This is a genomic window from Brevundimonas sp. EU05-FHT14B11 (assembly GCF_058790835.1).
Genome location: NZ_JBYTCY010000001.1, coordinates 1,225,001 through 1,238,871, shown reverse-complemented (window position 1 = coordinate 1,238,871; position 13,871 = coordinate 1,225,001). Strand labels below are relative to the sequence as shown.

The following is a 13,871-nucleotide window of genomic DNA, read 5'->3' as shown; positions in this document are numbered from 1 at the left end:
CCGCTCGTGACTTGACCGCCTTCGCAGGTGCGGTCATTGCGCGGGCATGAATATCCTGCTGGTCGGATCAGGCGGGCGCGAGCACGCCCTGGCGTGGAAGATCGCCCAGTCACCGCTGGTGAAGCGGCTGGTTATCGCGCCCGGCAATCCGGGCATGGAAAAGCTGGGCGAACTGCGCCCGGTCAAGGTGACGGACGCCGACCAGCTGGCGGCCCTGGCGCGCGAGATTCGCGCCGATCTGGTCGTGGTCGGCCCCGAGAGCGCGCTGGAGAAGGGTCTGGCCGACCGACTGAACGCGGCGGGCATCCCCTGCTTCGGGCCGACGGCCAAGGCGGCGCAGCTGGAAACCTCAAAGGCCTTCTCCAAGGCCTTCATGGAACGCCACGAAATCCCGACCGCGGGCTTCGGCGTCTATGAGCGGCTGCACGAGGCCCGGCAGGCCCTGACGGTGTTCAAGCCCCCCTACGTCATCAAGGCCGACGGCCTGGCGGCGGGCAAGGGCGTGGCCATCTCGCCGACCAAGCGCGAGGCGGAGCGCGAGATTGAATGGATGCTGGGCGGCCGCTTCGGCCAGGCCGGGGCCCGCGTCGTCATCGAGGAGTTCATGGCCGGCGAAGAGGGCTCGCTGTTCGCCCTGTCCGATGGCCGCCACTATGTCCTGCTGGGCGGGGCCCAGGACCACAAGCGCGCCTATGACGGCGATCTGGGTCCGAACACGGGCGGCATGGGCGCCTATTCCCCGGCTCCGGTCTTCACCCCCGAACTGGTCGAGGCCGCCGAGCGCGACGTCGTCGCCCCGGTGATCGCCGGGATGGCGGCCGAGGGCATGCCCTATCGCGGCGTGCTGTACGCCGGCCTGATGGCCACCGACGAGGGCCCCAAGGTCGTCGAGTTCAACGCCCGTTTCGGCGATCCGGAATGCCAGGTGCTGATGATGCGGCTGGCCGGCGACATCGTGCCGGTGCTGCTGGCCTGCGCGCGCGGCGACCTGAGCCGGACGCCGCCGCCCGAGTTCCTGCCCGAGACGGTGATCTGCGTGGTCATGGCGGCGCAGGGCTACCCCGACAGCCCGGTCGAGGGGTCGATCATCCGCGGCGCCGAGCAGGACTTCGGCCCGCATGTGCAGGTCTTCCACGCCGGAACCCGTCGTCAGGAAGACGGCCAGCTGGTCGCCGCCGGCGGCCGGGTGCTGAACATCTGCGCCCGCGGCAAGGACATCGCCCAGGCCCGGGAACGCGCCTACGCCGCGATCAAGAAGATCGACTGGCCCGGCGGCTTCAACCGCACCGACATCGGCTGGCGGGCGCTGGAACGGGAATAAGCAGCCCGGCGCTTAAGCCCAGGCGAACAGCAGGCGGCCTTCGCCCATGCGGTCCCGCAGGCGCGGCAGGTCGGTGTGGGCCACCGAGAAACAGCCGTAGGAGCGGCCCAGCTTGCCTTCGCGGGCCAGGAAGGCCGGGTCGGCGTAGTCGGCGCCGTGGATGATGATGGCGCGCTCGCGGGCGTTGTTGTTGGTGTACTCCAGCCCGTCCAGCAGGACGTTCGGGCCCTGCTGGGCGCCCCAGCCGGCGCCGGCGGTGGCGTAGGCGCCGACCGAGGACTTGAAGCTTTCCGGGGTGTTGGAGAAGCTGCGGGCGTAGCCGGAGTGGTCCGGATCGGACCCGCGGCCGTGGCAGGTGCGCATCAGGGTGACGGCGCCGCCCTCGAGATCGACCTCGTAGAGGCGCTCTTCGCCCGAGAATTTGGTGAAGTCGACCAGATACATGCGGTCGCGCTGGGTGATCTTGTGATCGTGGATGTCGAGCGCGGCCAGGGCGCGCTGCATCAGCTCGGGACGGACCTGGCCCCGCGGATCCAGCAGGCGGGTGGAGTTCAGATGGGCCGTGATGGCCTCAGGCTCGGCCGGAGCGACGGCAATGCGCGGAGTCTGGACCGGAACGGCCTGTGCGGTCGTCAGCGGTGTGAAGACGCCGGTCGGCCGGGTCGCCGCCGCTGAGGCGCAACCCGACAGGAGGGCGGCGCCGCCCAGAATGAATCCACGTCTTGCTAGCCGCATGCGACGCCCCTCGCACGTTTCACAGGAAGTGACGGGTTGTTTCAAAAGCGACCGAGGTTAGCAACCTGAGCCTTGGAGGATGGCCGGGGACGGGTATGGTGATCCGGGGACCAAGGGAGGATTTCGTGAAGTCGATCACGTTGATGCTGGCGGCGCTCGCCGCATGTGTGGCCACAAGCGTCGCCGCGCAAACACCCGCGACCACGTCCGTTTCGCCAGAGGCGGGAACCACGTTCGTTCAAGTGGGGCGACTTCTGGCCGATCCGTCCACGGGGATTGTGCAACGCGATAAAACTCTCGTGATCAGAGGGAACCAGGTCGTCGAAATCCGCGACGGCTTCGTCGGCGAAGGGAGGATCGTCGATCTGAGGGATGATTTCGTCCTGCCCGGACTGATCGACAGCCACGTGCATCTGACCGGTCAGCAGAACCCGAATTCACGGCTGGAGGGGGTGACCCAGTCCAGCGCGGACGAGGCCATGGTCGGCGCCCGCTACGCCCGCCGCACCCTCCTGGCCGGCTTCACCACCGTGGCCGATCTGGGCGCGACCAACGAAGCCATCTTCGCCCTGCGCGGCGCTGTGGCCCGCGGCGACGTGCCGGGCCCGCGGATCATCGCCTCGGGCGCGGCGGTGTCGATCCATGGCGGCCATGGCGACGTCAACGGCTACCGCGAGGACATCATGCATCTGTTCACCGGGGAGAACATCTGTTCCGGCCCCGAGGACTGCATGCGCGCGGTGCGGCTGCAGGTGCGGGCCGGCGCCGACATCATCAAGATCACGGCCACGGGCGGGGTGCTGTCCAACACCGCCGCCGGCCTGGGCCAGCAGTTCTCGGACGAGGAACTGGCCGCCATCGTCGACTCCGCGCACCGCATGGGCCGCCAGGTCACGGCGCACGCCCACGGCGGAGACGGGATCAACAGCTTCCTGCGCGCCGGCGGCGACTCGATCGAGCACGGCACCTATCTGGACGCCGAGTCGATCCGGCTGATGCGCCGCGACGGCGTCTATCTGGTGCCCACCCTGATGGCCGGCGACTTCGTGGCCCGCATCGCCTCGGGTCCCGACAACTTCTTCACCCCGGCCCAGACCGCCAAGGCCCTGCAGGCCGGGCCGCTGATGCTGGACATGGCGCGCCGGGCGCATGAGGGCGGCGTCCGCATCGCCTTCGGCACCGACAGCGGCGTCTCCGCGCACGGCGACAACGCCGGCGAATTCGTCCTGCTGGTCCGCGCCGGACTGACGCCGCTGGAGGCGATCCAGACGGCGACCGTCAACGCCGCCGCCCACCTGCGCATCTCCGGCGAGGCGGGACGGATCGCGCCGGGCATGCCGGCCGACCTGATCGCCGTCAGCGGCGACCCGCTGGACGATGTGACCGCGCTGCAGCGCGTCGGCTTCGTGATGAAGGGCGGGACGGTCCACCGCGAGGACTAGGGGCTACCCTGCCCTTCACCCGGCGCCCCCGAACCGCTATCTCGGGCGCATGACCCTTCCGCACGCCCTTTCCGGCCTCGGCGAGATCGCCGGGGACTACGACATCCTGCTCTGCGACGTCTGGGGCGTGATCCACAACGGCCGCGAAAGCTGGCCCGCCGCCTGCGAGGCCCTGACCCGCTTCAACCGCGAGGGCGGGCACGTCGTCCTGATCTCCAACTCGCCCCGCCCCGGCCCGGGCGTGGTCAGCCAGATGGACGCGCTGGGCGTGCCGCGCGACAGCTGGAAGGCCGTCGTCACCTCGGGCGACGCCACCCGCGCCGAACTGGCCAAACGCGCGCCCGGCCCGGCCTGGCTGATCGGCCCCGAGCGAGACGCCCCCCTGTATGAAGGCCTGGGCCTCCAGACCGTCGCCGACGCCTCGGGCGCCGCCTTCATCTCCGTCACCGGGCCCTATGACGACGAGGTGGAGACGCCGGAGGACTATCGCGAGCGCCTGACCGCCGCCGCCGCGCAGGATCTGGAGATGATCTGCGCCAACCCGGACCGGGTGGTTCAGCGCGGCGACCGGCTGATCTATTGCGCCGGCTCGCTGGCGGACCTGTACGAAAGCCTCGGCGGGCGCGTGACCATGGCGGGCAAGCCGTTCGGCCCGATCTACGACCTGGCCCTGCACGAAGCCGCGACCCTGCTGGGCAAGCCGGTCGATCGCTCGCGCGTGCTGTGCATCGGCGACGGCGTCGTGACCGACGTCCTCGGGGCCAACAAACAGGCGCTGGATTGCCTGTTCATCGCCCAGGGCATCCACGGCGATCAGGCCAAGGGACCGGACGGACGCCTCGACCCCGACCGCGCCGCCGCCCTGTTGAAGGCTGAAACGACATATGCGCGCCACGCCATGCTCGATCTCGCGTGGTGAGGATGGTCATTCTGTCGCACGGGCGCTAACACCCCCTCATGGTTGATCTGGTTCAGAAACATCCCTCGGGCGGCTACATCCTCGAGGAGCTTCACGCGGGCATGGCCGCCGAAAAGGTGATCCACGTCACCGAGGAGCGGATCCGCCTGTTCGCCGAGGCGTCGGATGACTTCAATCCGGTCCACCTGGACGAGGCCTTCGCCTCCAGGACCGCCTATCGCGGCCGCATCGCCCATGGCCTGCTGTCGGCCTCGTTCGGCTCGGCGGTGGTCGGCACCATCCTGCCCGGCGCCGGCGCGATCTATATTTCCCAGACCCTGGCCTTCCATCTGCCGGTCCGCATCGACGACACCGTCCTGATCCGCATCACCGTGCTGTCGGTCGATCAGGAAAGCGCGCGGGTCGAGCTGAACTGCGAGGGCTTCGTCGAAGGCAAGCTGATCATGGACGGCATCGCCATGGTTCGCGTGCCGCGCCGCCGCAAGCCGTCCGCGCGTTGATCCAGGTCGTCCGCGGCTGGCGCGGCCTGCCCCCGGAGCAACGGGGGGCGGCGGTCGCCATCGGCGCCTTCGACGGCGTTCACCGCGGGCATCAGGCCGTCATCGCCGACGCCCGCGAGGCCGCCGCCCGTCTGGGCGTTCCCCTGGCCGTCGTCAGCTTCGATCCGCATCCGCGCCGCTGGTTCCAGCCCGACGCCGCCCCCTTCCGCCTGATGACGCCCGACCAGATGGCCCGGGCGCTGGAGTCCCTGGGAGTCGATCGCCTCTATCTCCTGCCCTTCGACGGCGAGATGGCGGCCATGACTGACGAACAATTCGCCCGCGACGTGCTGGGCGACGGCATCGGGATCAGGCACGCCGCCGTCGGTTTCGACTTCACCTTCGGCAAGGGCCGCACCGGCTCGCCCGACGCCCTGCGCCGCTACGGCGAGACGGCGGGCTTCACCGTCTCCGTCGCCGAGCGGCTGGACGACGCCGACGGGCTGAAACTGTCGTCCTCGGCCGTGCGCGAGGCGCTGAAGGCCGGCGACATGGCCCGCGCCGCCGCCATCCTGGGCCGCCCCTTCGCCATCGCCGGCGAGGTGATCCACGGCGACAAGCGGGGCCGGACCATCGGCATACCGACCGCCAACATCGCCATGGGCGACTACATGCGCCCGGCCTACGGGGTCTATGCGACCCGGACCCGTCTGCCGGACGGGCGGGTGATCGACGGCGTCGCCAACCTGGGCGTGCGGCCGATGTATCCGACCGACGATCCCCTGCTGGAGGTCTGGCTGTTCGACTTCAGCGAGGACCTCTACGGCCAGACGGTCGAGACCGAACTGGTCGCCTTCCTGCGCGGCGAGATGAAGTTCGACGGACTGGACGCGCTGAAAGTCCAGATCGGGCAAGACGCTGCAAATGCGCGAACGGCGCTGGCTCAGTCGCCCTCGTAGATGGCCCCGAAGCCCGGCATCACCTGCTCCAGTGAAGCCAGCATCCCGTCCGGAAGGTCATCATAGACCGTCACCTCGTCGCCGCGCTTGGTCATGACCCGCTGGGGTCGCGCGCCGGAGTTGTCGTAGACATCGACCGTGTCCGCCGCATCGAAGAACCAGCCGAACTGCGCGAAAGAGCGGTCCCGGCGCCCCCGGATCTTGTCCTCCGGCACGGCATGGCCGCCCTTGCGAACCCGTGTCGCCACCCGCTCGACGTTCAGCTCGGCGGTCTCGAGGAAGACGTAGATCAGGCTGACGCTGAAACCCCGTTTCCGGGCATGTTCGACCAGCCGCCGGTACTTGTCGGTCGAAAGCACCGTTTCGACGCCGATGGTCTGGTAAGCGTCCAGCGAGGTGAACAGCCATGATTCAATGCGCCGAACCGCCTCCAGGTTAGCCGGCTGAAGCAGCAGGTCTTCCTGCTCGGCGATCCGCCTGGCCAGTTCGTCGGGATTGATGATCCAGATCGAGCCCGACGGTTCATTGACCGCCGCCATGCCATAGGCGCTGCTCTTTCCGGAGCCGTTGGGCCCGGCGATGATCCAGAGCGAAGGCGACCTAGGCGGGCTTCTTGACGCCATCGGCGGAGCCGATTACCCGCTTGTTCTCGCGCCGCGCCGCCTCGACGTTCTTGCTGAAGACGTACAGGAAGTCCTCGCCGAAGGTCGGGCTGTGAGCATCGACCGCGCGGATCGTGACCTTGTCGCCTTCGGATGTCGTCACCCGACGCAGGGTGACGCCCTTCGGCTTCTTGCCGGCGCGCTTGCCCTTGGCGGATCGCTGCAGGGTGATGTCGGTCATGGATTGAATATCGGCCCCGCAGGGACTCTTGGCAAGGCTCCCGCTGGCGCCCGACCAACGCCCCTGCTAGACCGCTAGCACCATGACCGTCCGCGTGTTTCGCCCCATTTCGATTAGCCGCCCGGCGTAGCGCCGCAGGGCTTTTGCCCCGCGCACGTCGGGACTTCGAAACCAACGCGAACGATCACACACGACGAAACGAGACTTCATGGCTGACGCCACCGACACCCCCTCCGGCCGCGATTACCGCGAAACCGTCTTCCTGCCGGAGACGCCCTTCCCCATGCGCGGCGGCCTGCCCCAGAAGGAACCGCAGATCATCGCGCAATGGGGCGACCTCTACGCCGCCCTGCGCAAGCAGCGTCAGGCCGAGGGCGCGCCGCTGTATGTGCTGCACGACGGCCCGCCCTACGCCAACGGCGACATCCACATCGGCCACGCCCTGAACAAGACGCTGAAGGACTTCGTCGTCCGCAGCCGGTTCCTGCTGGGCAACGACGTCGACTACGTCCCCGGCTGGGACTGCCACGGCCTGCCGATCGAGTGGAAGATCGAGGAACAGTACCGCGCCAAGGGCCGCCGCAAGGACGAGGTCTCCAAGGCCGAGTTCCGCGCCGCCTGCCGCGAATACGCCGCCGGCTGGATCGACGTGCAGCGCGAGCAGTTCAAGCGCCTGGGCATAACCGGCGACTGGGACAACCGCTACGCCACCATGGACTTCGCCACCGAGGCGGCCATCGTCGCCGAGTTCCACAAGTTCAAGAACTCGGGCCAGCTGTATCGCGGCTCCAAGCCCGTCATGTGGTCGCCGGTCGAGCGCACGGCCCTGGCCGACGCCGAGATCGAATACCACGACCACGTCAGCCCGATGGTCTGGGTCAAATTCCCGGTCACCGGCGCCACGGACGATCATCCGGACGACCTGCTGTCGTTCCGCCACGCGACCCCGTCCGTCGTGATCTGGACCACGACGCCGTGGACCATCCCCGCCAACCGCGCCATCAGCTATGGCCCCGAGATCGCCTATGGCCTGTACGAGGTCACGGCGATGGAGGAAGGCCTGGAGTTCGAGCCCTGGGCCAAGCCGGGCGACCGCCTGATCCTGGCTGACAAGCTGGCCGAGGACGTGTTCAAGGCCGCGAAGATCGCCGCCTGGACCCGCGTCGACGACCTGAACCCGTCGGGCCTGGAGTGCGCCCATCCGCTGGCGGCCCTGTCGCCCGGCTATGGCTTCGCCGTGCCGCTGCTGGCCGGCGACCACGTCACCGACGACGCCGGCACGGGCTTCGTCCACACCGCCCCGGGCCACGGCGCCGACGACTTCGAGGTCTGGAAGGCCCACGGCCATCACGAGGTGCCGGACACGGTTGATCCGGACGGCGCCTACTATGACCACGTGCCCCTGTTCGCGGGCCTGAAGGTGCTGGAGACCGAGGGCAAGAAGACCGGCAAGTTCGGCCCCGCCAACGGCGCGGTGATGGACAAGCTGATCGAGGCCGGGACCCTGCTGGCCCGCGGCCGGATGGAGCATTCCTATCCGCACAGCTGGCGTTCGCGCGCGCCGGTCATCTTCCGCAATACGCCGCAGTGGTTCATCCGCATGGACGCCCCGCTGGAAGACGACGGCACCCTGCGCGAGCGGGCGCTGGCCGCGATCGACGCCACCGCCTTCCACCCGGCGGCGGGCAAGAACCGCATCCGGTCGATGGTCGAGGGCCGTCCCGACTGGCTGATCAGCCGACAGCGCGCCTGGGGCACGCCCCTGGCGATGTTCGTGGACAAGCAGACCGGCCAGCCGCTGGTCGATGCGGAGGTCGACGCCCGCATCCTGGCCGCGGTCAGCAAGGGCGGTGCCGACGCCTGGTTCGAGACGCCCGACGCCGACTTCCTGGGCGTCAACGACCCGGCCAAGTACGAGAAGATCGAGGACATCCTGGATGTCTGGTTCGACTCGGGCTGCACCCACGCCTTCACGCTGGAGGCCCGCGATCCGGCCCACGGCTATGTCGGCGATCGCCCCTCGCACTGGCCCGCGGACCTGTATCTGGAAGGCTCGGACCAGCACCGCGGCTGGTTCCAGTCCAACCTGCTCGAAGGCTCCGGCACCCGCGGCCGCGCCCCCTATGACGCTGTTCTCACCCATGGTTTCACCCAGGATGAGAACGGGGAGAAGATGTCCAAGTCCAAGGGCAACACCGTGGACCCGGCGACCGTGATCAAGGAGTCGGGCGCCGACATCCTGCGCCTGTGGGTGGCGCTGGTGGACTATGCCGAGGACCAGCGGATCGGGAAGCAGATCCTGCAGACCACGGTCGACGCCTATCGCAAGCTGCGCAACACGGTGCGCTATCTGTTGGGCGCCCTGGCCGACTTCGACGAAAGCGAACGCCTGCCCTACGCCGAGATGCCGCCGCTGGAGAAATTCATCCTCCACCGCCTGCATGAGCTGGATGGCCAGGTCCGCGCCGCCTACGCCGAATACCGCTTCCAGGACGTCGTTCGCCCGGTGCTGGAATTCTGCTCCAACGACCTGTCGGCCCTGTATTTCGACGTCCGCAAGGACAGCCTGTACTGCGACCGCCCCGATGCGATCCGCCGCCGCGCCGCCCGCACGGTGATGGACGAGGTCTTCGCGCGCCTGACGGCCTGGCTGGCCCCGCTGACGCCGTTCACGATGGAAGAAGCCTGGACCACGCGCTTCCCCGAGGGCGGCTCCAACTGCGCGCGGGTCATCCCGGAGACGCCGGCGGAGTGGAACAACCCGCAGGAAGCCGACCGCTGGGCCGGCGTCCAGGGCGTGCTCGAGGTCGTCAACGAGGCGCTGGAAGCCGCGCGGCGCGAGAAGGTCATCGGCGGGGCGCTGGACGCCTGGCCGGTCGTGACCGGTCCCGCCGGCGCCTTCGCGGCGTTCGCCGAGCTGGACGCCGCGGAGGTCTTCCGGACCTCGGGCGCCGAACTGGTCCACGGCGGCGAGGCGATCTCGGTCGAGGTCAAGCTGGCCGACCATCCCAAATGCGCCCGCTCGTGGCGGCGGGTGCCCGACGTCGGCTCCGATCCGGACTACCCGGATCTCAGCGCCCGCGACGCGGACGCGGTCCGCTGGTGGGACGCCCAGCGCTCATAACAAAACGGCCCCGCCCGATCCCGGACGGGGCCGTCTTTCCATTCAGACCGGCCGTCAGCCTTCCCGGGACTGATTGCGCAGTTGAACGGACTGGGCGGCCAACTCCTCGGCCTGACGGGCGAGCTTCGGCGACAGGGCGCGCAGGTCCTCATCCGTGACCGGGTGGCCGGCGACGCGTTGCCGCTCGATCACCTGCGCGCGATAGGCCGGGTCGCGCAGGCGGCGCGATTCCTCACGCATCTGCTGCGCGCCGCGCTCCATCTCGTCAGCGCCGCGGGCCATTTCGACACGGGCCTGGGCCATGGCGCGCCCGGCTTCGCGGCGGGCGACCGCGGCCTGGGCCTCGGCGTGGCGGGCCTCGACACGCGCCGCTTCGCCCAGGGCTCGCGCCTGTTCCGCCTGTCGGCGCACGTCGGAGCGGGAAATGGCGGCGGCTTCGGCGCGCACCTGGGCGGCCTGGGCCCGGACCCGGGCCGCATCGGCTCGCGCCTGGACGGCCTGCTCACGGGCCTGGGTGGCCTGCTCCCTGGCTTGCGCAGCCTGTTCCCTCGCCTGGTCGGCCAGACGGCGGGTCTCCGGATCGGCGTTCTCGGTCCAGTAGACCTGCGAGGTCTGGAACCGGGGCGCCCGGGGCGGAGGCGGAGGCGCCGGCGGGGCCGGCGGCGCGGGCGGCGCGGTCCATTCCACAGCTGAAGGCGGAGCCGGAGGCGCAGGCGGCGCGGGCGGCGCCACCCAGTTCATGGCCGAACGCGGGGCCGGGGGCGCTGGAGGAGCCTTCGGCGCATGGCGGGGGGCGCTGGGGGGCGGCGGCGGAGCGGCCTGTTGCGTCAGTTCGACGGCGGCCAGCGGGGTGGCGACGGCGACCAGGGCGCCGACCGTCAGGGCCAGGACCAGGGGACGGGCAGGCAGGGAGCGGCGGGTCTTCATGATGCGGGCGATCCTTTTGGAGAGAGAGCGGGCGGGGCCGGTCATGCCGAGGGCGGCGGGCTGACCGAAATCGGCGGCGAGGCCGACGAGCGTGCGGGCGTAGGCGCCCGGATCCAGAACCTTCAGGGCCTCGGCGTCGGCGGCGTCCTCGGTCCGCGCGGCCAGTTCGGCGTGCAGCCACCAGACCAGCGGGTTGAACCAGAACAGGGCCAGGGCGCAGCGGGACAGCAGCAGGAACAGCCAGTCGCGGCGACGGATGTGGGCCAGTTCGTGGGCCAGGACGGCGCGCGCGCACTCCGGCCGGGCCACATGATCGTCGCCGATCAGCACCACGCCGGGCGGCAGACCCCAGCTCAGCGGCGCGGCCACGGCGGACGACGCCAGCAGGCGGGGGCGAAAGCGCGCGGCGATGCGCTCCAGCGGCGCGGTCCACAGGGGGGACGTCACCGGTCGCCCGGCGCGCGTCCAGGTCATCAGGGTCCACAGGCCCAGGGCGAAGCGGCCCGCGACAAGGGCGGCGCCGGCGGCCCAGACCCAGGAGAGGAGCAGGCCGGGCGACGGCTCGACCAGGGAGGTGGACAGGGACACCCCCGCCACCGGGCCCACTTCCCCGGCCCAGAGCGGCATGGGGGCGAGCGTCGCCTCCGGCGCGGCGGCGCCGGGCAGCAGCGGCAGGGCCAGATCCGGCGTCAGCAGCATCAGCACCGGCAGGGCCAGCAGCAGCAGGACCGTGACGCGCAGCAGATCGACGCCTTCGGTGGCCGGACGTTCGCGCAGGGCGGCCGCCAGCAACAGGCCGGCGCCGGCGATGACGCCCGATTTGACCAGCAGTTCGAGGATGAGGACGACAGTCATGCGTCGCGCTCCCCGGCGTCGTCGATGGCGCGCCTCAAGGCCGCGATCTCATCCGGCTTCAGGGCCCGGGTCAGGCCCAGCAGCGCGGTGGCGGCGCTGGCGGCCGAGCCGGCGAAGAAGGTGTCGACCATCCGGTGCAGGGCGCCGGTGGCCAGGGCCTCGGGCGCGGGCGCCGGGCGATAGGCGACGCCGCCCTCCCCCGCCTCGCGCACGACCAGGCCCTTGGCCTCCAGCCGGGCCAGTAATGTGCGGACGGCGGAATCGCTGAGCGGATCGGCCAGGGCCGCGCGGACCGCGCCCGTGGTGGCCTGCTCCAGCCGGCACAGGGTCTCGAACACCTCTCGCTCACGTCTGGGAAGGGTTTCGATCATCACAGCGCCTCCGGATCGCTACATGTGTAGCGCTACATTTGTAGCGAATTGCGTCAGGATCGGGGCGGCCGGATGAACTCGGCGACAGGCGCCGGGCCAGCACGGGGCTCAACGCAGAAAAGCCCCGCCGGCGGGACCGGGCGGGGCTTTGAGAAAGGCGTTGCAGCGGACGAACGGCGCGCGAAACCGGATCTGGAGGCGCCCGCAGCCGGCCGGCGTCGGGATTCCGGACAGCAAAAAGCCGTTAGACGATTGATCTAACGGCTTAAAAGCTTGGGTGCGGGAGTAGGATTTGAACCTACGACCTTCAGGTTATGAGCCTGACGAGCTACCGGGCTGCTCCATCCCGCGGCAAACGGTAGAAATGAAGGAAGAGACGTTCGAGAAGACGCGCCGATAACGGCGACATAAAGCAATCATTCTATCCGACTGGTAGACCCGGCGGCGACCTACTCTCCCGCGCCTTAAGACGAAGTACCATCGGCTCTGGAGGGCTTAACGACCGAGTTCGGAATGGGATCGGGTGGGGAACCTCCGACATAGCCACCAGGTCAACCAGGCGGATAGAAGGATTGCGAAGAAGACATTGTCAAAAAATCGAATGAGTTTTGCTGAGAAACGATCAAGCCGATCGGATTATTAGTACCAGTAAGCTTCATGGGTCGCCCCACTTCCACACCTGGCCTATCAACGTGGTAGTCTTCCACGATCCTCAGCGAAGCCTTGTTTTGAGGTTAGTTTCCCGCTTAGATGCTTTCAGCGGTTATCTATTCCATACATAGCTACCCTGCTGCGCAGCTGGCGCCACGACAGGTCCACCAGAGGTATGTCCATCCCGGTCCTCTCGTACTAGGGACAGATCCTCTCAAGCTTCGAACACCCACGGCAGATAGGGACCAAACTGTCTCACGACGTTCTGAACCCAGCTCACGTACCACTTTAAATGGCGAACAGCCATACCCTTGGGACCTGCTCCAGCCCCAGGATGTGATGAGCCGACATCGAGGTGCCAAACTTTGCCGTCGATATGGACTCTTGGGCAAAATCAGCCTGTTATCCCTAGAGTACCTTTTATCCGTTGAGCGATGGCCCTTCCACGCGGGACCACCGGATCACTATGGCCGACTTTCGTCTCTGCTCGACTTGTCAGTCTCGCAGTCAGGCGGGCTTATGCCATTGCACTCGACGACCGATTTCCGACCGGTCTGAGCCCACCATCGCGCGCCTCCGTTACACTTTAGGAGGCGACCGCCCCAGTCAAACTACCCACCACGCCATGTCCCGGGACCGGATAACGGCCCTCGGTTAGACGTCAACGACAGTAAGGGTGGTATTTCAAGGATGACTCCACCAGAGCTGGCGCCCCGGCTTCATAGTCTCCCACCTATCCTACACATACGGTCGCTAACGCCAAGGCGAAGCTATAGTAAAGGTTCATAGGGTCTTTCCGTCTGACCGCGGGAACCCCGCATCTTCACGGGGAATTCAATTTCACTGAGCCTGTGCTGGAGACAGTGGGGAAGTCGTTACGCCATTCGTGCAGGTCGGAACTTACCCGACAAGGAATTTCGCTACCTTAGGACCGTTATAGTTACGGCCGCCGTTTACCTGGGCTTCAGTTCGACGCTTTCACATCTCCCTTTAACCTTCAGGCACCGGGCAGGCGTCAGACCCTATACGTCGCATTGCTGCTTCGCAGAGCCCTGTGTTTTTGCTAAACAGTCGCTACCCCCTGGCTTGTGCCACTCAGTCTAGCTTGCGCTAGGTGAGTCACGCTTATTCCGAAGTTACGCGTGCAATTTGCCGAGTTCCTTCAGCACAGTTCTCTCAAGCGCCTTGGTATGCTCTACCTGACCACCTGTGTCGGTTTCGGGTACGGTCTCTGCTAGAGTTATT

Annotated in this window: 11 protein-coding genes, 1 tRNA gene and 2 rRNA genes (1 of these 14 cut by a window edge); 6 read left to right on the top strand and 8 right to left on the bottom strand. The window is 68.3% G+C overall.

Annotated features, from left to right (window positions below; all coding sequences use genetic code 11):
* Positions 1-46 precede the first annotated feature (46 nt).
* Positions 47-1,321, top strand: coding sequence for a phosphoribosylamine--glycine ligase (purD, locus tag AC3WRV_RS06210; RefSeq protein ID WP_291835741.1), 1,275 nt, complete (start codon positions 47-49; stop codon positions 1,319-1,321).
* A gap of 12 nt (positions 1,322-1,333) precedes the next feature.
* On the opposite strand, the gene AC3WRV_RS06205 is transcribed toward purD, so the two are convergent.
* A complete protein-coding gene (locus tag AC3WRV_RS06205) occupies positions 1,334-2,056 on the bottom strand; it encodes a murein L,D-transpeptidase catalytic domain family protein (protein ID WP_291835744.1) in 723 nt (240 codons plus the stop codon).
* Positions 2,057-2,199: 143 nt separating this feature from the next.
* Here AC3WRV_RS06205 and AC3WRV_RS06200 point away from each other — a divergent pair, with 143 nt between their 5' ends.
* From AC3WRV_RS06200 to AC3WRV_RS06185, 4 genes are read left to right on the top strand one after another with little or no spacing between them, the layout of a single operon-like run.
* Positions 2,200-3,498 (top strand): metal-dependent hydrolase family protein, encoded by a 1,299-nt coding sequence (locus tag AC3WRV_RS06200; protein ID WP_492312725.1) that lies wholly within the window; start codon positions 2,200-2,202, stop codon positions 3,496-3,498.
* A gap of 49 nt (positions 3,499-3,547) precedes the next feature.
* The gene (locus tag AC3WRV_RS06195; protein WP_492312540.1) at positions 3,548-4,417 is read left to right on the top strand and encodes a TIGR01459 family HAD-type hydrolase; all 870 of its coding nucleotides are present in this window, start codon (positions 3,548-3,550) and stop codon (positions 4,415-4,417) included.
* Between the two features lie 38 nt (positions 4,418-4,455).
* Positions 4,456-4,917, top strand: a complete 462-nt coding sequence (locus tag AC3WRV_RS06190) for a MaoC family dehydratase (protein ID WP_291838053.1) — start codon at positions 4,456-4,458, stop codon at positions 4,915-4,917.
* Positions 4,917-5,855 (top strand): bifunctional riboflavin kinase/FAD synthetase, encoded by a 939-nt coding sequence (locus AC3WRV_RS06185; protein ID WP_492312724.1) that lies wholly within the window; start codon positions 4,917-4,919, stop codon positions 5,853-5,855. Before AC3WRV_RS06190 ends, AC3WRV_RS06185 begins: the two co-directional genes overlap by 1 nt.
* Here the strand turns inward: AC3WRV_RS06185 and AC3WRV_RS06180 are convergent.
* Entirely contained in the window at positions 5,840-6,478 is a 639-nt protein-coding gene (locus AC3WRV_RS06180; RefSeq protein ID WP_492312539.1) for an ATPase, read from the bottom strand. The two genes, AC3WRV_RS06185 and AC3WRV_RS06180, sit on opposite strands and share 16 nt — an antisense overlap.
* The gene (locus AC3WRV_RS06175) at positions 6,456-6,698 is read right to left on the bottom strand and encodes a hypothetical protein (protein WP_291838060.1); all 243 of its coding nucleotides are present in this window, start codon (positions 6,696-6,698) and stop codon (positions 6,456-6,458) included. The genes AC3WRV_RS06180 and AC3WRV_RS06175 overlap by 23 nt, the downstream gene beginning before the upstream one ends.
* A gap of 208 nt (positions 6,699-6,906) precedes the next feature.
* On the opposite strand from AC3WRV_RS06175, the gene ileS reads away from it, so the two are divergent.
* The gene (gene ileS, locus AC3WRV_RS06170) at positions 6,907-9,822 is read left to right on the top strand and encodes an isoleucine--tRNA ligase (RefSeq protein ID WP_492312538.1); all 2,916 of its coding nucleotides are present in this window, start codon (positions 6,907-6,909) and stop codon (positions 9,820-9,822) included.
* A gap of 54 nt (positions 9,823-9,876) precedes the next feature.
* On the opposite strand, the gene AC3WRV_RS06165 is transcribed toward ileS, so the two are convergent.
* The 5 genes from AC3WRV_RS06165 to AC3WRV_RS06145 all read right to left on the bottom strand — a co-directional run.
* Positions 9,877-11,604 (bottom strand): M56 family metallopeptidase, encoded by a 1,728-nt coding sequence (locus tag AC3WRV_RS06165; protein WP_492312537.1) that lies wholly within the window; start codon positions 11,602-11,604, stop codon positions 9,877-9,879.
* A complete protein-coding gene (locus AC3WRV_RS06160) occupies positions 11,601-11,975 on the bottom strand; it encodes a BlaI/MecI/CopY family transcriptional regulator (RefSeq protein ID WP_492312536.1) in 375 nt (124 codons plus the stop codon). Before AC3WRV_RS06160 ends, AC3WRV_RS06165 begins: the two co-directional genes overlap by 4 nt.
* Before the next feature lie 274 nt (positions 11,976-12,249).
* Positions 12,250-12,326 (bottom strand) — tRNA-Met (locus tag AC3WRV_RS06155).
* A gap of 85 nt (positions 12,327-12,411) precedes the next feature.
* Positions 12,412-12,526 (bottom strand): 5S ribosomal RNA (gene rrf, locus AC3WRV_RS06150).
* Between the two features lie 67 nt (positions 12,527-12,593).
* Positions 12,594-13,871, bottom strand: a 23S ribosomal RNA gene (locus AC3WRV_RS06145) (it continues 1,508 nt past the right edge of the window).